Origin of the sequence: Exiguobacterium sp. 17-1 (genome assembly GCF_023096305.1) — a bacterium.
Taxonomy (GTDB): Bacteria; Bacillota; Bacilli; order Exiguobacteriales; family Exiguobacteriaceae; genus Exiguobacterium_A; species Exiguobacterium_A sibiricum_A.
The window spans coordinates 253,675-276,408 of sequence record NZ_JALIGJ010000002.1; the positions used below are offsets into that span (position 1 = coordinate 253,675).

Annotated in this window: 27 protein-coding genes; 8 read left to right on the forward strand and 19 right to left on the reverse strand. The window is 47.3% G+C overall.

Going from position 1 to position 22,734, the window contains the following annotated elements; translation table 11 throughout:
- Positions 1-436: 436 nt before the first annotated feature.
- Together MUN34_RS06930 and MUN34_RS06935 are read right to left on the reverse strand one after the other, a co-directional pair.
- Entirely contained in the window at positions 437-1,810 is a 1,374-nt protein-coding gene (locus MUN34_RS06930) for a copper amine oxidase (protein WP_247857258.1), read from the reverse strand.
- A 300-nt stretch (positions 1,811-2,110) separates the two neighbouring features.
- A complete protein-coding gene (locus MUN34_RS06935; protein WP_247857259.1) occupies positions 2,111-3,415 on the reverse strand; it encodes a hemolysin family protein in 1,305 nt (434 codons plus the stop codon).
- Between the two features lie 338 nt (positions 3,416-3,753).
- On the opposite strand from MUN34_RS06935, the gene MUN34_RS06940 reads away from it, so the two are divergent.
- From MUN34_RS06940 to MUN34_RS06950, 3 genes are all read left to right on the forward strand, one after another.
- Positions 3,754-4,806, forward strand: a complete 1,053-nt coding sequence (locus tag MUN34_RS06940; protein WP_247857260.1) for a hypothetical protein — start codon at positions 3,754-3,756, stop codon at positions 4,804-4,806.
- 105 nt (positions 4,807-4,911) lie between these two features.
- Positions 4,912-5,490, forward strand: coding sequence for a TetR/AcrR family transcriptional regulator (locus MUN34_RS06945; protein WP_247857261.1), 579 nt, complete (start codon positions 4,912-4,914; stop codon positions 5,488-5,490).
- A gap of 32 nt (positions 5,491-5,522) precedes the next feature.
- Positions 5,523-6,707: an MFS transporter gene (locus MUN34_RS06950; protein WP_247857262.1), complete on the forward strand. Its 1,185-nt coding sequence runs from the start codon at positions 5,523-5,525 to the stop codon at positions 6,705-6,707.
- A 112-nt stretch (positions 6,708-6,819) separates the two neighbouring features.
- Here MUN34_RS06950 and MUN34_RS06955 read toward each other — a convergent pair whose 3' ends face one another.
- The 5 genes from MUN34_RS06955 to MUN34_RS06975 form a co-directional block, all read right to left on the reverse strand.
- The gene (locus MUN34_RS06955; protein WP_247857669.1) at positions 6,820-7,242 is read right to left on the reverse strand and encodes an NUDIX domain-containing protein; all 423 of its coding nucleotides are present in this window, start codon (positions 7,240-7,242) and stop codon (positions 6,820-6,822) included.
- Positions 7,125-7,481, reverse strand: coding sequence for an NUDIX domain-containing protein (locus tag MUN34_RS15970; protein ID WP_247857263.1), 357 nt, complete (start codon positions 7,479-7,481; stop codon positions 7,125-7,127). The genes MUN34_RS06955 and MUN34_RS15970 overlap by 118 nt, the downstream gene beginning before the upstream one ends.
- Before the next feature lie 16 nt (positions 7,482-7,497).
- Positions 7,498-8,385, reverse strand: a complete 888-nt coding sequence (locus tag MUN34_RS06965; RefSeq protein WP_247857264.1) for a PhzF family phenazine biosynthesis protein — start codon at positions 8,383-8,385, stop codon at positions 7,498-7,500.
- Positions 8,382-9,479 (reverse strand): flavin monoamine oxidase family protein, encoded by a 1,098-nt coding sequence (locus MUN34_RS06970; protein ID WP_247857265.1) that lies wholly within the window; start codon positions 9,477-9,479, stop codon positions 8,382-8,384. The genes MUN34_RS06965 and MUN34_RS06970 overlap by 4 nt, the downstream gene beginning before the upstream one ends.
- 110 nt (positions 9,480-9,589) lie before the next feature.
- Complete coding sequence (locus MUN34_RS06975) at positions 9,590-9,766, reverse strand: hypothetical protein (RefSeq protein WP_200868719.1); 177 nt, start codon at positions 9,764-9,766, stop codon at positions 9,590-9,592.
- 203 nt (positions 9,767-9,969) lie between these two features.
- Between MUN34_RS06975 and MUN34_RS06980 the strand changes: the two genes are divergently transcribed.
- The 3 genes from MUN34_RS06980 (at position 9,970) to MUN34_RS06990 (ending at position 11,388) form a co-directional block, all read left to right on the forward strand.
- Positions 9,970-10,578 (forward strand): Pr6Pr family membrane protein, encoded by a 609-nt coding sequence (locus tag MUN34_RS06980; RefSeq protein WP_026828426.1) that lies wholly within the window; start codon positions 9,970-9,972, stop codon positions 10,576-10,578.
- A gap of 127 nt (positions 10,579-10,705) precedes the next feature.
- Entirely contained in the window at positions 10,706-10,915 is a 210-nt protein-coding gene (locus MUN34_RS06985) for a helix-turn-helix transcriptional regulator (protein ID WP_247857266.1), read from the forward strand.
- Complete coding sequence (locus tag MUN34_RS06990) at positions 10,912-11,388, forward strand: DUF2178 domain-containing protein (protein WP_247857267.1); 477 nt, start codon at positions 10,912-10,914, stop codon at positions 11,386-11,388. Before MUN34_RS06985 ends, MUN34_RS06990 begins: the two co-directional genes overlap by 4 nt.
- 4 nt (positions 11,389-11,392) lie before the next feature.
- Here the strand turns inward: MUN34_RS06990 and MUN34_RS06995 are convergent, their stop codons facing one another.
- The 4 genes from MUN34_RS06995 to MUN34_RS07010 all read right to left on the reverse strand — a co-directional run bounded on the left by MUN34_RS06995 (position 11,393) and on the right by MUN34_RS07010 (position 14,413).
- Positions 11,393-11,809 (reverse strand): GNAT family N-acetyltransferase, encoded by a 417-nt coding sequence (locus MUN34_RS06995; protein ID WP_247857268.1) that lies wholly within the window; start codon positions 11,807-11,809, stop codon positions 11,393-11,395.
- A 92-nt stretch (positions 11,810-11,901) separates the two neighbouring features.
- A complete protein-coding gene (locus MUN34_RS07000) occupies positions 11,902-12,405 on the reverse strand; it encodes a YusW family protein (protein ID WP_026828430.1) in 504 nt (167 codons plus the stop codon).
- Positions 12,406-12,494: 89 nt separating this feature from the next.
- A complete protein-coding gene (locus tag MUN34_RS07005) occupies positions 12,495-12,932 on the reverse strand; it encodes a universal stress protein (protein ID WP_247857269.1) in 438 nt (145 codons plus the stop codon).
- A 17-nt stretch (positions 12,933-12,949) separates the two neighbouring features.
- Complete coding sequence (locus MUN34_RS07010) at positions 12,950-14,413, reverse strand: SulP family inorganic anion transporter (RefSeq protein ID WP_247857270.1); 1,464 nt, start codon at positions 14,411-14,413, stop codon at positions 12,950-12,952.
- 340 nt (positions 14,414-14,753) lie between these two features.
- On the opposite strand from MUN34_RS07010, the gene MUN34_RS07015 reads away from it, so the two are divergent.
- Entirely contained in the window at positions 14,754-15,311 is a 558-nt protein-coding gene (locus MUN34_RS07015) for a nucleotidyltransferase family protein (protein ID WP_247857271.1), read from the forward strand.
- Positions 15,312-15,359: 48 nt separating this feature from the next.
- Here MUN34_RS07015 and MUN34_RS07020 read toward each other — a convergent pair whose 3' ends face one another.
- The 6 genes from MUN34_RS07020 to MUN34_RS07045 all read right to left on the reverse strand — a co-directional run bounded on the left by MUN34_RS07020 (position 15,360) and on the right by MUN34_RS07045 (position 20,165).
- Complete coding sequence (locus MUN34_RS07020; RefSeq protein WP_247857272.1) at positions 15,360-17,021, reverse strand: FAD-dependent oxidoreductase; 1,662 nt, start codon at positions 17,019-17,021, stop codon at positions 15,360-15,362.
- Positions 17,022-17,040: 19 nt separating this feature from the next.
- Entirely contained in the window at positions 17,041-18,345 is a 1,305-nt protein-coding gene (locus tag MUN34_RS07025) for an arsenic transporter (protein ID WP_247857273.1), read from the reverse strand.
- Positions 18,346-18,448: 103 nt separating this feature from the next.
- Entirely contained in the window at positions 18,449-18,766 is a 318-nt protein-coding gene (locus MUN34_RS07030) for an ArsR/SmtB family transcription factor (protein ID WP_247857274.1), read from the reverse strand.
- An 89-nt stretch (positions 18,767-18,855) separates the two neighbouring features.
- Positions 18,856-19,140: a hypothetical protein gene (locus tag MUN34_RS07035; RefSeq protein ID WP_247857275.1), complete on the reverse strand. Its 285-nt coding sequence runs from the start codon at positions 19,138-19,140 to the stop codon at positions 18,856-18,858.
- 12 nt (positions 19,141-19,152) lie between these two features.
- A complete protein-coding gene (locus tag MUN34_RS07040; RefSeq protein WP_247857276.1) occupies positions 19,153-19,590 on the reverse strand; it encodes a VOC family protein in 438 nt (145 codons plus the stop codon).
- Positions 19,587-20,165, reverse strand: a complete 579-nt coding sequence (locus MUN34_RS07045) for a GNAT family N-acetyltransferase (protein WP_247857277.1) — start codon at positions 20,163-20,165, stop codon at positions 19,587-19,589. Before MUN34_RS07045 ends, MUN34_RS07040 begins: the two co-directional genes overlap by 4 nt.
- Positions 20,166-20,351: 186 nt before the next feature.
- Between MUN34_RS07045 and MUN34_RS07050 the strand changes: the two genes are divergently transcribed.
- Positions 20,352-21,110, forward strand: a complete 759-nt coding sequence (locus tag MUN34_RS07050) for a bacteriorhodopsin-like (RefSeq protein ID WP_247857278.1) — start codon at positions 20,352-20,354, stop codon at positions 21,108-21,110.
- Between the two features lie 52 nt (positions 21,111-21,162).
- Here MUN34_RS07050 and MUN34_RS07055 read toward each other — a convergent pair whose 3' ends face one another.
- Together MUN34_RS07055 and MUN34_RS07060 are read right to left on the reverse strand one after the other, a co-directional pair.
- Positions 21,163-21,594, reverse strand: a complete 432-nt coding sequence (locus tag MUN34_RS07055) for a hypothetical protein (RefSeq protein WP_247857279.1) — start codon at positions 21,592-21,594, stop codon at positions 21,163-21,165.
- A 159-nt stretch (positions 21,595-21,753) separates the two neighbouring features.
- Positions 21,754-22,638 (reverse strand): LysR family transcriptional regulator, encoded by an 885-nt coding sequence (locus tag MUN34_RS07060; RefSeq protein ID WP_026828440.1) that lies wholly within the window; start codon positions 22,636-22,638, stop codon positions 21,754-21,756.
- Positions 22,639-22,734 lie beyond the last annotated feature (96 nt).

The window sequence follows — 22,734 nt, forward strand, 5'->3', positions numbered from 1 at the left end:
AAAGAAAAAATAGTCTTCACTCAATCGGTATATATAGCTCATATTCTTCTCTAAAAAAACAACTAATCGATTCTCCAGAATAGTAATCAGCATAGTCGTCTATCATACCGTTTCTTACATTTCCACCTCTATTTACTGTTTCGTGCAACGAAATGTAAACTCAATATCTTGGATTTGAATAAAAGCATCGAATAATGTGTCATCCTGTTCATAGGAAGTAATGATGAAAAGATTATGATTGTTTATTTTTCATCATAAAATCTATTTGTGAAAAAAACGTGCATTTTTAAATTAAATTTTCACTTGTTTTTACAATCAACTTGATATGTTTTTCTCCAAAATGGTGATGCCTACTTTTTTTAATGAAAACACTATTCAACTAGAACTAACTAAAAAAAAGATGATGTCCTAGGACACCATCTTTTTCAGTTCAATATCAGTGTTGTGAGCGACGACCGCGAAGTCCGAAGAATCCGAGGATCGAAGCGGCTGCGATTCCGAGTAATGACCAGAGGATACCCGCTGAAGATTGTGCTTCAGCTGCTCCACCAAGACCTGTGTTCGGCATTCCGGCTGGTGCTCCTTTGAATTTATCCGGGAACTGATCGACGATCGCTGTCGCTGTCCCTTCTCCGACTCCGTACATGTGACCGTACGCTTCACGGATCGCCGGGTACGTTTTATCATAGTCTTTTTCATTGTAGCTATTGAAGGCCAGTAACAGTTGATCGACGTGGACCTTGAGTCCTTCTTCCAAGTCTTTCGACTTCAGGCGACCTTCCGTTGCAGCATCGAGGAAGGCGGCTTGTTCGACGCGGTATTCATCCAGTTCTTGAACGGCCATGTCACGAGCTTCTTCGTCTTTCGCGCCAGTCGCTTTGACATAATCGACGAAGTAACCGATGTGGCTCGACCAAATTTTCTTGAACTCTTGTGCCGCTTCGCTGCCGTAGACAGAGCCAATCGATGCTGTCAGGTCATCTGTGTTCTCGCCAAGTGCTCCTGCTGCTGCGTCGAAGTCTTTTGCTCCGTCAATCCCTTTTTGCATCGTCAGAATCGCAAGCGCTGCGTGTTCCGAGAAGTTTCGGTTTAATCCGGCACGAAGATCAGCTGCCGGTGTATCGACTTTCGTATTTTTGAATTTATCCGGGTATTGATCGACGATGGCACCGGACAACCCTTCACCCACCATATACATATGCTCGATGGCGATACGCAGATTGCTGTATGTGGCGTCATAGTCGCCTGCGACATAACTATCAAACGAAGTCAGCAATTGCGTGATATGGACTTTTAATCCACCCTCTAAATCAGCCGCTTTCAGACGACCCTCTGTTGCCTTGTCGAGGAAGGCGGCTTGTTCGACGCGGTATTCATCCAGTTCTTTTAACGCTTTTTGTTTGGCGTCTTCATCTTTGGCACCAGTCGCTTTGACATAATCGACGAAGTATCCGATATGGCTCGACCAGATTTCCTTGAACGCTTCGCCTGCCTCATCTCCGTAGACAGATCCGACAGCGGCCGACAGTTCATCCGTATTCTGATTCAAGGCACCCGCTGCTTGTTCGAAGTCTTCTTTTCCGTCAATTCCTTTTTGCATCGTGACGACTGCTAAATACGCGTGTTCAGATAAAAGCTGATCAAGCGTCGCTCGCAAATCCGAAGCTGGCGACGACACATCAAGCGAAACCTTGCCCGAGCTGTGGGACATCTTACTATGATCTTCATGACCATGGGCACTGACGCCTGCTGCTGGAATCAATAATGCGGCACTGAGTGGAACGGCGAGATACGACTTTTTCATCTTCATCTTGTAAACACCCCTTTGTTTTTTTGGACTACACAGAGATAACGTAAGCAGTTCACAAATAGTTTTACTTTTCCATCATTTTTTTACTATGATTACAAAATTTAGAGTACAAGCTTGATCAAATAGGCATTTCTCATGTAACTATTCATGTAGAAACTATCCATCATACACATAATATTTTTTGCTCGAAAAGAGACCTTTTCTCATCATCAACACTCTCAACACTGACAACATCATTTGTAACTCAAGTTCATATTTCTAATGCAAAACCGCCCCTCGAATCGAGGGGCGGTTTATTGGTTAGGACAACTGTTTTAATACCAGTTTCACCTGCTGGATTTGATAATTTTCGACGTGCAAGAGTTCCAAATCATACGTTTCCATCGATAGCGTTTCCCCAACTTGATAATCCGTCCCTTGCGCCTGGATGAATCCACCAATCGTATCGATTTCGTCCGCGTCAGTAAACGTCAGGTTAAACCGTTCCTGTAAATCTGCCAGTAACACGGTCCCGGACAGGTGGTATTCTGTCTTCGAAATCGTCTCGATGTCGGCTTGTTCATCTTCGTCGAATTCATCACGGATTTCACCGACGATTTCTTCAAGCAAGTCCTCCATCGCAATCATCCCTGCCGTTCCACCGTACTCGTCGATGACGAGCGCGATGTGGGAACGCGTCACCTTCATTTTCAGCAACGTTTCCTGAAGCGGTGTCATTTCGGAGACGGCCGGAATGTCTTTCATATACTTCTGTAAGTCGCGTTGTTGATCGTTTGCCTGATCGGTCAGGACTTCCTTGACATTGACGTAGCCGATGATTTTATCTTTGTCAAAATCCTCGATGACTGGGTAACGCGTGTATTGATTGTCCGTCATGATTTGCAAGACTTCGGCCCATGTCATGCTGAGCGACAGCGTCGTTACATTCATCCGCGGCACCATGATATCCTTCGTCACCCGCTCGTCGAACGCAAAAACATTTTGCATCAACGCAAGTTCCGTTTGATTGATCTCACCGCTCTTGAAGCTTTGCGACATGATGATCTTCAACTCTTCTTCCGAATGGGCTTGTTCGTGACCGGCCGGCTGAACGCCGAACAGACGCAGGAAAACACGTGCTGAACCGTTCATCACCCAGATGAATGGATACATGATTTTACCGAACACATACAAAGCCGGTGCAAGCAGTAATGTCATCCGTTCCGCGTACTGGATGGCAAGTGTCTTCGGAGCAAGTTCACCGATGACAACGTGTAAAAACGTCACCGAAACGAACGCAATCGTATAGGAGAGAACCGTCGACAGGGCCGCTGCGACACCAAACTCATCAAATACCGGTCCAAGCAACTTTTCGACGGTCGGTTTCCCGAGCGCTCCGAGTCCCAGTGCCGTGATCGTGATTCCGAGCTGACAAGCAGACAAGTAATAGTCCAAATCGCTTGCGACTTTCTTCGCCAAGACCGCTCCTTTGTTTCCTTCCTGAATCATTTGATCAAGCCGTGACATCCGCACCTTGACGACGGCAAACTCCGATCCGACGAAAAACGCCGTCAAGACAATCAACAACACCAGTAATGCCAAATTCAATACTAACAATATGTCCAATTCTGTCCCCTGAAACAGGGGGTCACCTCCATGAGAATAATTTTGAATCGCAAAAATGATTCCATCATCAAACCGTACAGTAAAACGTTCTAGTTACAATCATAACGAATCTTTTTCCGGATTTCAATTGTTTTGCCTTTGGTAATGACTTGATTATTCAGAATAATCTGATTTCAGTTTCTAAAAGGAGTACTTTTGATACTAGGTTTGTTTAGGTGGTTTACCGGCAATATAAGACCTATGCACATCAACATCTCAAGTTAATACAGCTTAACGTCAAGTTTCTTGAAATCAAATGATTTACGCAAAAATCGTAAGTGGAGAGGTAGTGGATTATTATGGAAAAAACAAGAAAAGGTTTCTCGTCGTACTTGCGACCGGAAGCAGATGGAGCAGGTCGAAACATTTCGTGGAGTTCAATCATCGCGGGAGTCGTATCATTTTTTGCACTTTTAATTACATTCAGCTTAATCGGTTCAGCAATCGGTTTTGGTGTCACGGATGTGACATCGGATAATCCGTTTGACGGTGTCGGAATCGGCTTAGCCATCTGGGCAATCCTGTCGTTGTTAATCTCATTGTTCGTCGCTGGTTTCGTTTCGGGTGTGACATCGTCACGTGCCGGACTCGTCCATGGTTTCCTCACATGGTCAACAAGCGTCATTCTCTTGTTCGCTTTGTTGACATTCACGACAATCAACACATTCCAAACAGTTGGTTCAGTACTTGGTACAGTCGGTGGTGCAGCAGGTCAAGGTGTCGGCGCAATCGCCAGCACAACATCAGACGCTGTCTCAAAAGGATTCAGCTCAGTCACAGACAATGTCTCAGACGTCGATACAAAAGAACTTGAAGGCAATGTCGATGAAATTCTAAAAGATACAGACATTAAAGAATTACAACCAAACTACTTGCAAGGTCAGCTCGATGCGGTCAAAGATGACGCAACAGCAGCCGGTAAAGATGTCTTAACAAAACCGGAAGACTTCGATAAAATCGTCAGCGATCTTGGTGACAAATTGACAGCACGTTCAGAAAAAATCCAAAACTCAGTCGATGAAGACAAAATTGCTGAAGCCGTTGCTCAAAACACAGATCTCTCACAAGCAGAAGCAGATAAAGCAACGAAAAACATCGTTGACGGTTTAAACCAGGCAACAAGCGAAACAAGCAAACAAATCGAAAACGCAAAACAAACACTTGATGAAACATCAGCTGATCTCAAGAAAACAGTTGAAGATGTCCGTGTTCAAACAGAACAAGCGACACAAACAGCATCTAAAGTTTCAATCTGGGGCTTCGTCGCTCTCATCTTAACGATGATTGTGACATCAATCGCCGGCATCACAGGTTCACGTGTTGCATCACGCGGTCGTATCGCCAACAAATAATCGAATGCATGCAGCCGAAGGTCCCCGCGACCTTCGGCTTTTTTGTTTGACAATCGTTTTGAATCTGTTAGGCTGTTAACTAACGACCGTTAGGAAGGTGATTGAATGAAAGCTTCATTATTATTGCAAACGGCCCTGCGGCATTTTGCCCAACATGGCTACGAGGGCGCGTCCTTACAAGAGATTGCGCAGGAAGTCGGAATTAAAAAACCGTCGATTTACGCCCACTATCGCGGAAAAGACGATTTATTTTTGACGGCGATGCGTTACGCACTCGACACACAAAAAACGCATCTCGCCACGTACTTTATCTCGACCCGTCATCTGTCGCTCGAACAGAGTCTGAAAGGTTTTTTTGCGTGGTTTCTCGAGGAGAGCACCCAAAATGATCAATTGAAATTTATTTTACGGATTGCCTATTTTCCGCCAGTCAAACTTGAACGGGAAGTGACGGATTTGATTAATCCGTTTTTTGATACGATGCAACGCCATTTGACCCGTTTGTTGCGGGAACGCGACCGCCAAGAACAGATTTTATATTCGGACGATTATGCCAGTGCCGCCCTCGCCTATTTGACGGTGACGGAAGGTACGATGACCGAGTTCGTCTACAACGGTGTCGAGGCCTATCAACGACGTTTTACTGCCGTCTGGCCGATTTTTTGGCGGGGACTTGTCCGCTGATGATTTAAACTACAGAAATAGAGGGATTCACCATGCAAAATAACAAATTGATCTTAGGCACCCTGTTGCTTAACCTGTTTATCGCCTTTTTAGGGATTGGCCTTGTCATTCCCGTCACTCCGACGATCATGAACGAGCTGGACATTTCCGGTTCGACCGTCGGTTACATGGTCTCGGCATTCGCCTTTGCCCAGCTTGTGTTATCTCCGCTCGCCGGCCGGGCCGTCGACAAGTACGGCCGCAAGCCGATGATCATCATCGGTCTGTTCATCTTCAGCATGTCGGAACTGCTGTTTGGTCTCGGTCAATCGGTCGAAGTCTTATTCGCGTCGCGGATTTTAGGTGGTGTCAGTGCCGCCTTCATCATGCCGGCCGTCACAGCGTTCATCGCGGATATTACGACAAACGAAACACGTCCGAAAGCCCTCGGCTATATGTCGGCGGCGATTTCGACCGGATTCATCATCGGACCCGGCATCGGCGGCTTCCTGGCCGACATCGGGACCCAGGTGCCGTTTTTCTTTGCCGCATCGTTTGGCTTGACGGCAATGATTTTGTCGGTCTTTACATTACGCGAACCGGAACGCCATTATGAACAGACGACAACACCGCAGCAAAAAACCGGTTTCCGGAAAGTCTTTTCACCGCTCTACTTCATCGCCTTTATGGTGCTGCTGATTTCTTCATTCGGACTCGCGTCGTTTGAGTCACTGTTCGCGCTGTTCGTCGACCGGAAGTTCGGCTTCACGGCGAAAGACATCGCGCTCGCGATTTCACTCGGGGCAATCGTCGGTGTCATCGTCCAAGTCGGCTTGTTTGAACGGCTGACCCGCTGGTTCGGAGAGATTCGTCTCATCCGGTACAGCTTAATCGGTTCGACATTATTGGTTCTTGTCATGACCTATGTGACAAGTTATCTTTCGATTATTCTCGTGACGATGGTTGTCTTCGTCGGCTTTGATTTAATGCGCCCCGCTGTCACGACGTATCTGTCGAAGATCGCCGGGAACGAACAAGGTTTCGTCGGCGGGATGAACTCGATGTTTACGAGTATCGGGAATATTCTCGGACCGATCATCGGCGGGATTCTGTTTGACGTAGATCTCAACTATCCATTTTACTTCGCGACGGTCATGCTCGCGATCGGAATCGCCTTGACGTTCGTCTGGCGGGAACAACAGCCGGCTGAACAGACGATTGAACAAAAATCATCTTAATGAAATAGCCCAAATCTCTTCTGTATCCAAGTCGGAATACGAGAGACATTTGGGCTTTTTTTATGGATTAAACTTCATCATAAAAGATGATAGATTTTTTTCGTTATCAATTTCATGACACCACATACTGTTTCACAATCCAATTCTCGATTCGCATCATTGTCTCGGTCTTTGGATTTTCCAAATAGTCAAAGGCTTTTAAGACCAGCGGTGATGCGTTGGACATATCGACGTCTGCCCGGCTGACCCAGGACGAACCGGTTGAGTCCTGTCCGTCAAACATCTTTGGAACAGATCGCCCGCCGTCAGCCTCTATCACCTGGAAAAACACTCCGATATGATGCAGGTGCGACGCATGATACCAGTCGGATTGAATGACGAATTCAAACGTCCCGATTAATCGTTTTGAACGGACCGTCAGCCCGGTTTCCTCTTGGAATTCGCGGTCCAGTGCATCCGGTAACGTCTCAAAGTCTTCCAGACTCCCGCCCGGTAAATCGTACCGGTACGTATACGGTCCGCCCTGCTTATGGATGACGAGCAGTTTTCCTTCATTAAAATAGATGCCGTATGTGCCGAATGCCCGGTTTCCTCTTGGAATTCGCGGTCCAGTGCATCCGGTAACGTCTCAAAGTCTTCCAGACTCCCGCCCGGTAAATCGTACCGGTACGTATACGGTCCGCCCTGCTTATGGATGACGAGCAGTTTTCCTTCATTAAAATAGATGCCGTATGTGCCGAATGCTCGGTGGAATGTTTCTTGTAATGGTTGCATGGTGATTCTCCATTTCTTAAAGAGTGATTTCTTGAGAGGTGTTTCTGACACTGATTCCTGCGATCATTACTTCCCAATTTGTTTGATTACGGTTGACTGTAACTTCAACCAGTCCCTCGCGTCCCATTTCATGTCCCTGTTCCACTTGAAAGACCTGTCGTCCTTGGGATTGTAGATTTATGTATGCAGCATGATAAATCCCCATCACACCACTTGCGGTACCAGTCACCGGATCCTCTTCTGTTCCAGACTGTGTTGCAGAAAAATGTCTTCCATGCATATCAGCGTCCGACATATAGGTTTCAAGACAAACCGGATGAATGGATGCTTCCGGAATCTGTTTTAAAACTGAAGCAAATCGTTTATTGTCCGGACGCATATTGAGAAAGTCTTTTAATCGTTTAACCGGAATGATCAGCGTCCAGTTTCCCGTACTTCCATAGATGACTGGAAAACGTTCATCCAGTTGATGTGACTCCAAGCCAATACTCTCAAGAACAGGTTCCAGATCACCCTCGAATGGAAGGAATCGCGCTCTCCCCTGTCGCATCCGGATTTGAATCCCTTCCGTCGTTCGAACCGTCTCCATCGCTAGTTGACCAATTTTCGTCTCGGTTACATGACCCAGTTCTCGTTCCGAATTATGTTCTTGAAGCGCCGTCCATGCGGCGATTGTGCCATGACCGCAGAGATTCATCTCAGATTTCGGTGAAAAATATCTCAAGCGAGGAACCGGTTGATTCAATTGACACACAAACGTCGTCTCTGTAAAACCCGTTTGTGCCGCGATGTATTGCATTTGTTCTTGTGCCAACGCATCTCCGTTTAAAACAACACCAGCAGGATTTCCTTTTCCAGGCGTTGTCGTAAAAACATCATAATGCAAAATCTCTACCTTTTTCATTCGCTCACCTCTTCACTCGGTTTGAAATTGATGATCTTCAGCCACCGCTCGACCGATTGCAACGCCCCTTCCAGATGACCGCCGAACGCCGGATCACTTTCCGTTCCGAGTAACGTCACCGTGTCCTTCCACGGATCTTCGAGGTCAATCGGTTGATAGACAGGAAAGTCGGTTAACGGTGCCGCATCTGCTATCGTTGCCGTCTCTTGCTCCTTTGCCCAGTCCTGATAAAAGACAGCTAACGGATGACCGGCTTCTTGTCCAAATAAACGGGTCAACTGCTCAATAACCTGCCGCTTCAATTCCGCTTCGCTGAAAGCCGCGCGTTCTGATGCCGTCAGACGGAAGAAGCCGAATAAAGCACCGGGTCCGGTTTGCGGCGACGCATCATGAATTTCCTGTAAAATCCCTGACCAGCTGATGGCAAAGCCCGACCGGTCCGCTTGTCGCCAAAACGGTGTTTCATAAACGATAACGACTTTCGCCTGTCCGGCCATCCAGGTCGGTGTGGCTTCAAGTTGTCGGTGCACGGCTTCCTGTAAAGTGGGAATCCAGATCATCCGGCTGCTGAGTCGTGGCGGTAACGTCATGAGTACATGATCAAACGACTGTTGCGTCTGTGTCCCTTGATGTTCAATCGTCAGTTCAACCTGCTTCTTTTTCAGAATGGTGGTGACGCGGTGTGACAAACGAATCGTATCCGGACTAAGTTTTTCAGCCAATGCATTCGGCACGCTTTCCATTCCCTTCACCAGTCGATGCGACAAGACCGTTTGCCCGTCCGGTAAGGAATGCTGTTCAATTTGTCCCGGTGACCTCTCAAGCATCATCGTTCCATGCGTCGCCTGAATGAGTGTCGGCAGTTGCAGCAGATTGATGAGGTTCGTCATCAACGATTCCGTGTCCGGCCAATACCAGGTCGGTCCAAGATCAAAATCGTATATTTGTCCTTTGTAAGATAACGTTTCGGTCAGAATCCGTCCTCCGATCCGATCACGGGCTTCAAAGATGGTTACGTCGTACCCCGTCTCCTGCAAACGCCAAGCGGCATATAGCCCGGTGATGCCGGCACCGATGATGGCGACTTGTTTCATGAGTCATTCCTTCTTTCCAGTGATTTCCTTTCCAGTGTACCGAAATTCAGCGCGCGCGCCCACTGCCACACAAAAAAACAGAGCGTCATCCGACACTCTGCCGTTCTTTCTTAAGAGGATTGCGCATGCCGCCAGTCGTCTTCATCAAAAACCGACTGGACCCATTCCAGGGAGACATATAATGATTTCGCGATGGATTCGTCGGATTTCCCGAGTTTACGCAACGTATGGACGATTCGAATCCTCCGCTCCAGTTCACGTTCATCAGGTAACAATTCCGGCATCATGTCGGCGCCTCCTTTCTCTCTCTAAGCCAACCATCATCGTTTTGTGTTAGTTACCCGATTATCGGTTGAATATTCCGAAAATTCAAGAGTTTCGATGATTTTTGATAAAGACTCTCAAAAAAGTAACAGTACCTTCTCGACAAGGAACTCCGACTCGGCTGTCGAAGACTCTATTATCCGGTCAAAAAAAGGAGTGTTTCGACATGTCTTCCTCTTTTCTGCGTATCGTCCGATTAGGTTTTGGTCTGCTTGGTCTTTTGGCCGTCGGCTATCAATTCTATGCCAGCACGAGTCGTCCCGGTTTCAACCCGGTTAACTACTTCAGCTATTTTACGATTTTAAGTAACTTATTTCTTGCACTTGTCTTACTGATCACCGCCAGTTCGAACAAGATGTTTCAACGCGCAACCAGTGTCCGTGGAGCTGCAGCTTTGTACATGACTATTACCGGCATCGTTTACTTCGTATTGCTGCGAGGGCTTGAAGAAAGTTTACAAACACCGATTCCCTGGGTAAACACGGTCCTTCATTACGTCATGCCGCTTGTCGGATTACTTGATTGGTTACTGATCCGCTCCCCGAGCCGTCTTTCACGGAATCAATTTTTAAGTTGGCTGCTCTTCCCGTTGCTGTACTTGGTGTACAGTCTGATCCGGGGAAGTTTAACCGGTTTTTATCCGTATCCTTTCTTGAATGCCTCGAAGCAAGGAGTGTTCATCGTGACAGTCAGTTGTCTCGTCATCATGATCACCTTCATTGCAGTCGGCAGTCTGTTGCGCTGGTGGAATAATCGTCGCTATCAAAAGTCGTAACGGTGTTTTTTAGTAACTCGTCTGAAGGATGGACGAGTTATTTTATTATCATCGAATGTAAAGTCTACTTTACAAAATGTAAAATAGACTTTACAATCTAAGTATCAATGATTAAAGGAGACCTGCGATGAAACTAATCAACCGGGTTAAATCGTTGCGCAGCAGCAACGGATGGACGCAGGAACAGTTTGCTCAGATGATCGGTGTCACACGCCAGACAGTCATCTCACTTGAAAAAGGCAGCTATACCCCGTCCTTGTTACTGGCGATGCAGATTGCACGGGTGCTTGAACGTCCTGTCGAATCGATTTTTTATCTTGAGGAGGAATCGGAATGAAACGTGTCGTCATCCAATCGTGTTTGAATATTTGTATGTATTTTTTGGCTGCGATTTTCATAAGTTCGATTCATGATCAGCTAAACGTTTTTCAAAATAATCCGGTCAATGGTACAGGTTTTAATTTTACTCTGGACCTGTCCATCATACTTCCGATTATTTTGGTCGCAATCGGAATTTCAGTCACCGGCTACTGGATGCGGACAGATAAAAAAAGTTCTTTTTCCAAGTGGTCGTCGTCGACGACTGAGTTTTCTGATGAAGATGAACGGGAGGAAGTGATTACAGGAAAAGCAACACGTGCCGCATACGTGAGCTTTTTAATCACCTTACCGATATTGATGATTGCCTTGTTGTTTGATGTTCCGCTGATGTCGATTTTTCCAAACTTTGCGTTTTATGCCATTGCGTTTGTCTTAACAGCAGGAACCTTTTCCTACATGGCGGCCTGGGTCTATCATTACCAACGCTGAACGTTCATAAATACTTGACGAAAAAGTATTGCGTCTGCCCTTCCGCCGGATGATCGGCGAGACGACCGTATTCTTCAAACCCGAGCTTCTCATAAAATCCCGGTGCCTGAAAATTGAACGTATCGAGCAAAATCTTACTGCATGATTTCTCTTCGGCAATCGATTCGATTTTTACCATCAGCTGTTTCCCGGTACCGCCGATTCGGTTTTTCGGATCGACCCACAAAAAATGTACCTGCAGATGATTCCACACATAACTTGCCGTAACACCGCCCAGGAGTTCTTCGTCTTCATTCCATGCCAAAAAGCAATATTGTTCCGCTTCCGTATAGAGCGCTGCCGGAACGTGTTGCCGGTTATAAGCAATCAGTTGTTCCCGGATCCATTGCCCGTCTTCCGTCGTACCACTTGTGATTTCCATAATTCACAACCCCCGATTGAAATATTTTACAATACGTTCTTATCATATCATGGAGAGAAAAGAAATAGAGGCGCCGCTTGGCACCTCTATTTTTACTTCTTGAATTCTTTTTCCGTTCCATCGGCAAACTCGATCTCGACTTCAAGCCGGGTCGTGTCCTTAATGCCAAAGACTTTCTCGACTTGGGCAATCGCGTCATCATTTGCCGTATCGGCATCAAGATTCAGTTCGTCGAGCTTTGCATCCAGCATCTTCATCGCTTCGTTGCCTTGCGACTGTTCACCGTTCATCTTGTAATCGGCTTCCGTTCCGTCGTTGTCCCGGTCATAACTGATGTCGACGGCGTCCATCGTGTCCGCAGTATCCGCCTCAACCGACAGACTGACGAATCCGTAATCCTTGTCGGCATTGTCCGTCACCGTATCCTGATCCTGATTCGTTGCCGTATCGTCCTTCATTGAGCTGTCATCTTTCAAGCCGGTATCATTTGTCGTCGTTGTTTCCTCGACTTTTTCCGTTTCCTGATTGTCCGAATTGCCGCATCCTGCTGCAAATAAGGCAAGACCTAGAACCGGGACCAAATATGTCTTCTTCATTAGAATGACCCCCTCTTTTTTTTGACTATCCCCTGGGTCAAGACACATAAATCGTTGTAATGTGCGATTTCCAAAAAAAGATTCACTCGTCACTTCACAATCAAAACCGGACATTTGACGCGCTTGGCGATCTTGGCGATCTTGGCGATCTTGTGACTGACACTGCCGAGGACCATCTCCTGCAGACCGTTTAATCCCCGGCTACCGATAATCGTTAAATCGACATGCTGTTGATTGGCGTGATCCACAATTGTCGGACCCGGCTCACCGCGAAGAATCGTCACGTAATAGGAGACATCAGCTGCTTCTAACTTTTCTTCGACCGGTGCCAGTCTTTTTCTGCGGGCGACTTCAAGTCCTGCCGTTCCTTCCGTATGCAGGACATCGTCTTTGATTTTTCCGAAGTCAGCGACGTAAACGACTTCCACTTGACTGTCCGGACTGAGCCGGGCAATCTTAATGGCCTCTTCCGCCGCACGGACGGAATGTTCCGAACCGTCGACGGCTAATAAGATATGTCGATACATAACCGTTCCTCCTTAACTCAATGTGTGGAAATTTTCGGGATCGGATCCTGATGAACCGCCAACCGATCAATCAGCTTCTTACTTTCCGGATTCAATCCGATCAGTTCGACTTTGTTTTGATTCGCCATCAAGCGGAGCATCATCTTGTCAATCGCTCCGACGGCCGAATCATCCCAAATTTGGGTGTTGCTGAAATCAATCCGGATCTGTTGGTTCGTCTCCTCATAATCAAATGAAGCGATGAAATGATCGACCGAAGCGAAGAACAACGGACCTTTGACGGTATACACCGTTTTTCCGGTTTCTATCTGTTGCTTGACCTTGATTTTCGAGACTTTGGCGACAAAGAATAGCGCACTTAACACGACGCCGGCCATGACGCCGATCGAGAGATCGTGTGTCGCGACGACGATGATGACCGTTGCGAGCATCACGAACGCATCCGCTTTCGGTGCTTTGCGGAGATACGTAAACGACGACCAGTCAAATGTGCCGATCGAGACCATGATCATGATTCCGACAAGAACCGGCATTGGAATTTGAATGACCCAATTTCCGAGGACGATGATCAAAAACATCAGGAACAGTCCGGCGACAAGCGTCGACAGCCGGCCTCGCCCGCCTGACTTGACGTTGATGACCGATTGACCGATCATGGCGCATCCCGCCATCCCTCCGAAGAATCCGGTGATGAAGTTGGCAATCCCCTGCCCCCGCGCTTCACTGTTTTTTTCGCTTTCCGTGCCGGTCATGTCGTCGACGATCGTTGCTGTCAATAAAGACTCAAGCAACCCGACGATTGCCAGTGCAAGCGAGTACGGGAAAATGATTTGTAACGTCTCGAAGTTCAACAGGACGTTCGGCAAGAAGAACGACGGCAACGACCGTTGAATCACCCCAAGATCACCGACTGTCCGTAAATCAACTTTCAGATAAATCGCCGCAATCGTCAAAACGACAATCGCAATCAGCGGTGCGGGAATTGCCTTGAAAAAGCGGGGCAAAAGATAGACAATTGCAAGCGTCATCGCGACGAACACATACGTCATCGTAGAAATCCAGATAAAATGCGGAACCTGCGCCATGAAAATCAAAATCGCCAGTGCATTGACGAAACCAATCATCACGGCACGCGGAATGAATTTCATCACTTTCGCGACTTTCAAGACCCCGAATACAATTTGGATGATTCCGGTTAAAATTGTTGCGGCGAGCAGATAGTCAAGCCCGTATTCCTTGACGAGCGGGACCATCAAAAGTGCCATCGCTCCGGTCGCCGCTGAAATCATCCCCGGTCGCCCACCGACAAAGGCGATGATAACGGCAATACAAAACGAAGCATACAGGCCAACCATCGGATCGACACCGGCAATGATCGAGAAGGCAATCGCCTCCGGAATCAAAGCAAGCGCAACAACGATGCCTGCCAATACATCACCTCTGACATTTGAGAACCATTGTTCTCGTACACTCATTTTCATTTGTTTCTTCCACCTTTCTGTTGAGAAGCGTTCTTTTCTCAACATCCTGTCCAGTTTTGAATATCCACAGTCTAGCACCATTAGTTTCAAAAAGGAACACTTTTGGTCTTTTTTATTTTTAAGCGCTAAATTTGATCCATACTAAAAAGGAGTTCATCCGAATCGATGAACTCCTTGTGTAGTACCGGAGTTGGATTTGAGTAGGTCGCTTAAACGTCTTCAGAAATCCTATCCTGAGAATACAGTGGTGATGACCAAAAAATGATTCATTTCAGTGCGCTTGTTTGCTAAGCTGAATGTAATTTCACAGAATCAATAGTTTGCACAGGAGGAATTTTAAATGATTGAATCCGTGATTTCTCTCCTTTCCCCACTCTTTGCCTCTGCTCACGTCAGATGGGGCATTGGTGGTTCGGTTCTCCTCGCCCACCATGGGTTGGTGGAGCATCCAAACGATGTGGATTTGCTCTTTCATCCGGACGATTTCGCTGTGGCTGAACGGATTTTGAAGCAGTTCGGTAAACAACAGCCGTCTCAAGATAAAGGAGTTTTTTTGACACGCCGGTTTGAAGAATACACGATTGGAAGCGTTGAACTGGATCTCATCGTCGATTTCAAAATTCAACATACAGCAGGCGTTTTTTCATTCATTTTTGATGAGACGGCTGTGACGGAACAGGTCAGTGGCGGGGGACAATCCTATCCGTTCATGCATCTCGAGGATTGGTACGTCTTCTATCTATTGATGCCGGGACGCGAATCCAAAGTCTGTCTCCTTGAAGACTACTGGACGTCTCACCCGCTCGACGCGCCGGAACGGTTACAAACCGCACTCGCTGCTTCCTTGCCGGACAGCATCCGTCAACGAATTGAACATACTTACCGGTATGCGCAGTAAAAAAAGCGGCTCTTCTGCGAAGAAGAACCGCTTTTTGTCATCGGACCATTACTCGGTCAGACACTTTTTGCAATGTTGATAGTTTTTATTGCCGCCGGATAAGTTACAGACATCCGTAAAACCAAGGTTCTTGAGTACGTTTTGAGCAGCGTTTCCGGTCACCCCTTTGTTACAGTAAACAATCGTCGGCAACGTCGGATCGAGTTCCTTCGCCTGTGTCCGCAGTTCACCGAGTGGGATATGAATCGCACCGTCGACGTGATTTTTTTCGAACTGGGCTTTCGAGCGCGTATCGATGATTTGGAACGACTTACCGTTTGCGACTTGTTCGATCAACTCACTTGGTGTCATCAAACGGGCTGTTTTTTTGATGGCATTGTCGAGTGCCATCCCGGTATAGAGCACCGGATCCTTTGTCGTCGCAAATGGTGGCGCATAGGCCAAGTCAAGGTGGAACAAATCCTCTGCTTTTGCCTTGAACGTCATCGCTGTCGCCAGGACATCGATTCGTTTGTCGACCCCTTGTGGACCAACGATTTGTGCGCCAAGGACCCGTCCTGTCGCCCGGTCGGCAATCGCCTTGATCGTCATTTCTTTTCCACCCATGTATTCCGGACGATCCGGTTTGATGTTATGGAGAACTTCGATGTCGTATCCGGCTTCCCGCGCTTCTTTTTCCGTCAAACCGGTCTGTGCGACCGTCAGATCAAAAGCCTTGAAGATGCCGGTTCCAAGAATACCGCGGTGTTCCGCTTCTTCCCCGGTGATGACCATCCCGGCAATCCGACCCATCTTGTTGGCGGTCGAGCCGAGCGGACGGTAAATCGCTTCTCCGGTAATGACGGAGAAACTTTCTGCGACATCACCGACGGCATAAACATCCGGCAGATTCGTCTGCATCTTCCGGTTGACGGCGATTGCACCCGTCTGCCCGAGTTCAACGCCGATCTGCTTAGCGAGATCCGTATTCGGTTTGACACCGACTGACAGAATGACGAGCTCTGTTTCAATCGATTTGCCACTCTCAAGGGCGATGTCCGTGACCCGTTCCTTCCCGTTTAATGCCGTCACCGATTCACCGAGCAGCAGTGAAACGCCTTTATCTCTTAAATGATCAGCAACCCGTTCTGCCATGTCACGGTCAAGCGGTGGCATGACTTGCGGCAGGCGTTCGACGAGTGTCACCTGAATCCCGCGATATGTCAGTTGCTCGGCCATCTCAAGACCGATGAAACCGCCGCCGACAATCGTTGCCGTTTTTGGATCATGGGCGTCGATGTACGAGCGGATTGCATCGGCATTCCGGACATTGCGAACCGTAAAGACGTTGTCGTGATCAACACCCTGTAAGGGCGGAACGATGCTTGACGCACCGGTCGCAAGCACCAGCGTATCGTACGTATCCGTCAACCGATCACCGGTCGCTAGATTAACGATTGTCGCCGTTTTCGTTGCGTGATCAATCGATTCGACTTCGTGTCGGGTGTGGATGTCGATGTTATAACGTTTTTTGAAGAATGCGGCATCGCGTGGTGTCAATTCGTCGATGTCGGCAATTTCGCCACCGACGAAGTACGGAATTCCACAACCGGAATAGGAGATGTCCTGATCGCGGTCGTAAATCGTAATTTGTAAATCTTCACTGTTCCGGCGTGCTTTTGCCCCAACCGATGTCCCGGCGGCAACTGAACCAATGATCAACAATTTCATGTAAGTGTCCTCCTGAAAATTAATAAAGTAACAAGCTGATGTACAATCCGAGCAACGTAATCGCAAGCGTTGGAATCGTCAGAATCGTACCGATTTTAAAGTATTGTCCCCAGCCAATCTTGACACCTTTTGAGCGCAAAACGTGCAACCAGAGCAAGGTCGCCAGACTTCCGATTGGTGTAATTTTTGGACCTAAGTCAGATCCGATGACGTTGGCATAAATCAAAGCTTCCCGGATGATTCCGGTCGTTTGACTGAGATCAATCGCAAGGGCATCAATCATGACGGTTGGCATATTGTTCATGATGGATGAAAGAATGGCAGCAAGGAAGCCCATGCCAAACGTCGCCGCGGCCAGATTCGTCGCAAAACCATCAATGATATCTGCAAGGACTTGTGTCAATCCGGCATTTTGCAGACCATAGACGACGATATACATTCCGAGTGAGAAGAAGACGATTGCCCACGGTGCACCGGCGATGACTTTTTTCGTCGGCACACTTGGTGAACGACGCGCCATCAACAAGAAGAACAAGGCGATGATGCCGGCAACGAGACTAACTGGAATGCCGATCAAGTCACTCGTGAAGTAGCCGACGACAAGCAACACGAGCACCAGCCACGATAACTTGAACATCCGCTGATCCTTGATTGCTGTATACGGGGCGACGAGTTGCGTCACATCATACGTCTTCGGAATACTTTTCCGGAAGTACAGATACAACACAAGCAAACTGCCGATCACGGAAAAGACGTTGACGAAAACCATTCGTGACGCATATTCCGTAAAGCCGATGTCAAAGAAGTCGGCCGAGACGATATTGACGAGGTTCGAGACGACGAACGGCAAGCTCGCCGTATCGGCAATAAATCCGGACGCAAAGACGTACGCCAAAACGACGTAGTCCGGTAATTTTAAGTAGCGGACGATGGCGAGAACGATTGGTGTCAGGATTAAGGCGGCACCGTCATTTGCAAATAAGGCCGATACCAGTGCGCCGAGTAGTGTCAGGTACACAAAAAGTTTGACACCGCCCCCTCTCGCGATGCGTGCCATATGAAGTGCAGCCCATTCAAAGAAGCCGACTTCATCCAAAATCAACGAGATGATGATCAGAGCAATAAACGTAAACGTCGCATTCCAGATGATGCCCCAGACGGTCGAGACATCATCCAGATTAACGACGCCGGTCAGTAAAGCAATCAGTGCCATTCCCATCGCGGAGTAGCCGATGCCAAGACCTTTTGGTTGTTTGATGATTAAAAATAACGTGATCAGGAAAATCCCAATCGCAAGTAGATGTGTGCCGGTCAATGCGTTCACTTCATTTCTGGATTAATTTTGTTCTCTGTTTTACAACGGCTGTATACATTTTTTCGTACATAACATTTCTGTTATGTATCAGCCATGTTTGTTTAATTAAAACTCAGCAACTCTTCGGTACAGGAACTGGTAATGGTTCCATTGAGGTTAAGATCGTCAACAACAAGTCATGCTGCGGATGATCCGGATTCAATCGGAAGTAAATCCATTGCCGTTCACGCCGTTCCAAAATTACCTGTGCTTGACGCAACAATTTTAAGTGACGGCTGACGGCGGGTTGTGAGATATCAAACATTTCGACAAAATCACAGACACAATGTTCCCGGGCATGCAACCGACGTAACACTTCAAGACGTGTACTGTCACTGAGCAGTTTTAAGAACTGGCTCATCTCTTCGACAGGGTTCGCCGTACGAATCAAGTCAATTCCTCCTTTCCGGATTGAGCTTCAACGGGAAAATCGTCAGCCGACACGTTCGGACTGACGATTTTCTCTATATAACCAATTTATTATATAACCTCTTTGTTATTCAAGTCTTTTTTTAGCTGACGTCTATTAAAACGCGGATACAGTTGATTGACCGTCAAAAAGTAGACAAAAAAGGCCGCAAAGTAAAAATTGATGAATTTTTTCATTTCTTCGGTGCTCGGCCAAATCGTTTCATCGTACATCAAACGTCCAGATGCCGTGATGACGACAGGATGCGTCGCAAGCGTCAGACCAATCAGGACGAATAAACAAACACCAAGATCATTGAGCCAGACCTGGGTGCTGCCTTTTGAATTACGAAACATCTTTTCCCTCCTTTAGTTTAAGATAGTTTCCGCTATTTCCAGTATGATGCCTTCCGGTCCCCTGACATAACAAATTCGGTACGTTTCTCCAAACTGCTCTGCCGGACTGATCGAAGTATAGCCCTGCTCGTTCACGATTGTCATCATCGCGTCAAGCGACTCGACATTGAGACAAAGATGACGAAGACCTGCCGCGTGAACTTCGTTTGATGATTGAACAGTATCGACTGGAGTCTGATATTGAACAAGTTCAAGCCACGTCTCTCCGTCGGGTACGCCGAGAGCGGCACACGAAGTCTTGACGTTACGCAGACCGGTAATCCGGTCGAGTTGCGGTCCGGACGATTCCCATTCACCTTTTACGACGAATCCCAAGCTGACGAAAAAACGTGTCGCTTCCACTAGACTCAATACGTTGATACTGACGTGATCAATCCGGTTCACTTTCATACCGGTTTTTCCTGTCCGTGTTGTTCCCGTACCATCAACTGATAATCTGGTTGCAGCAACGAAAAAATCCGTCCGTCGTGCGATGAGCCGCCTTGATAAAGATAACCACGCAAAATCCCTTCCTCTTCGAACCCGAGTCGTTTTAACAGTTGAACAGATGCCTCGTTTTCTAAAAACGTCACGGCACCCATCCGGTGTAATCCAAGTGTCTTAAACGCATATTCCAACACAGCTTGAATCGCTTCTGCTGCATAGCCACGCCGCCAGTGCGCAGGATCAAGCTCAAAACCGATTTCCGCCTTTTTGCTGTACAGACTGAGATGATTCAGACCAAGCGTCCCGATGAACGTCCCGCTGTCACGGATCATGATGCCCCACCGGATTCCTTGTTGCGTGTTATACGTCTGTTTGAAAGACCCGATGATGTTCAACGCATCGTTTTGTTCACGAAGTGGATCCATTCCGTAAAAGCGGGTGACGGTTTCGTTCGATAAGATATGAAAGAGTGCCGAAGCGTGTTCCGGTGTTACTTCAACGAGCTGTAAACGAGTCGTTTCTAAAGTGGGAAAGGTCATCTGAATTCCTCCATTTTGGTGTTTTAGGTTCTGTGTCCCGAACTGTTCAAAAAGTACGTCTAACTTGTGTCTTTTCAGTACCTCACCGCACATCACGGAACGGTTGAAGCACTTCATTGTTGCCGGTGCCGTCCTATACTAAATGTATAGAAGCGCGTGTTTTGTGTACTGAAGGAGTGACTGATCATGGAAGAAGTCAATTTACTCGTTCTTGCCACGCAGTATATGTTTTGGGTCGGATTCGTCGGTATGGCTGCCGGAACACTCTACTTTTTAGTCGAACGGAATTCACTGGCACCGGAATACCGCTCCACCGCAACCGTTGCTGCACTCGTCACCTTTGTCGCTGCCATTCATTATTACTTTATGAAAGATGCCGTCGGAACGTCCGGTCTGTTATCGGAAATCGACGGTTTTCCAACGGAAATCCGTTATATCGACTGGCTCGTCACGACGCCGCTGTTGCTCGTCAAGTTTCCATTGTTGCTCGGTCTGAAAGGCCGGCTCGGCCGGTCCTTGTTAACGAAACTCGTAATCGCTGACGTGATCATGATCGTCGGCGGCTACATCGGCGAATCCTCAATCAACATCGCCGGCGGTTTCACGCAACTCGGACTGTGGTCGTATCTGATTGGTTGTCTCGCCTGGATCTATATCATCTATCTGCTGTTTACGAATGTCACGAAAGCTGCCGAAAACAAACCGGCTCCGATTCGCGATGCCCTCTTGAAAATGCGGTTGTTCATCTTGATCGGTTGGGCCATCTATCCGATCGGCTACGCCGTCACGTTGTTTGCGCCGGGCGTTGAAATCCAGCTCGTCCGCGAATTGATTTACAACTTTGCCGATTTGACGAACAAGGTCGGGTTCGGTTTGATTGCCTTCTTCGCCGTCAAAACGATGTCGTCCTTATCGTCGCAAAAAGACAACACGTTAACATCTTGACGAAAGTTTTGAACCAGTTTCGCCGTCAGGCGGAGCTGGTTTTTTTGGTTGATTATCGGTTTTCCTCCAAATGCTTAAAATCAACTTTATCGCTTGTGGTTGAAAATCCGATGAGCTCCACGTTTCCTTTATCATTTACAGCATAGGTATAGACGGCATCCGGTTCATTGCCAAAGACGACGTCGATTTTATACGGATTGAGATGCTTATATTGTTCTTCCCAATAAGGAACAGTCATTGTCGTCCAACGTTCACCCGGATAGGTCTTCTCGAGATACATCTCGACCTGCTCGGCATTGCTCGCACTTCGTAGATCAAGATAATACGGATAAACCATCAAGTAGACCCCGTACGCGATACAGATGACACCGGCGAGAGTGAACATCATTGCGCGTCCGCGTGATTTCAACTTTATTCCGAGCAGAACGATTGGTAACACGATTGCGGACAGCATCATGGCAGCAATCATTTCACGTGGGTCCACTTCCATAACCTCCTTTTCTCACTGTTTCTATCTATTACTGTTCACTACTTCAAATCCCTTCTTTTTCCATAAAAAAACAGGCATCCGTTTGGGATACCCGTTTCAAATAATCAATCCTTGACCTGATTTATGACTTCTTATGAAAAAAACAGAGCTCTGTCATTTTTCTAATGTGTCGGGAGTAAATAGCGTGAGTGCTGTTTGAATAAAAACATCCGTCGCCTTTGAAGTATCTTTTTTGTTCCGCACGGCCAATTGGATATTACGAAACGTCTTCGGTGTGAGTTCACGATATATAACGTGATCGGGTAACGTCCCGATGCTTTGTTTCGTCGTAATGGTCACCCCTAATCCTTCCTGAACCATACTTATTCCCGTCTCGAGCTGATCCATTTCAAACCTGACTTTCGGAATCAGGTCATGTTCTTCGAATAAACTGTAGATGTGCTTTTCGACACCATCCTTCCCCATTAAGAGGGGTTGCTCTTTCAAATCGAGGATACTCACGGTTTCCTGAGCGGCCAAAGGATGACGGACCGGCAGAAGGACAATCAGTTGATCCTCTGCAAGGGCAATCGTATCGAATTCTTGATCCGTCGAAGTGATGATTCCCACATCCACGCATTCTGTCCGTAACCATTTTTTAATCTGATCGATTGTTCCTTCCCACAACTTAATCTCCAGTCCGGGATACTGTTCCTCCATCGTCCGAATGATTTTAGGCAGAAAACGTGTATATGCGGTCCGGTAAGCACCCACATGAACTTTTCCGATTTCTAATCCGCGTTCTGATGCCACCAATTCATCTACTTTTTGGAACTCACTCGTGATTTTCCGAAGAATGACCAGAATCTGTTCGCCGACCTCCGTAAAAAACAATCCGTTCTTTTTATCTCTTTTAATCAACTTGGTTCCGAGCTGCGCTTCAATCGAAGCGACCGTCCGGCTGACGGCCGGCTGCGTCATGTGCACGTGTTCTCCGGCTTTAGTAAAGCTGCCCGTCTCGGCAATCTGGATGATGAGTTCGATTTGTGATCTGTTCATAACGTTTTTGGTATGCCCCCTATGACAAATATGCATTTTATTAAGAAGTACAGCTACTGTACTATGAGTAAGTATTTCAAGCAACCCGAGAGTTGA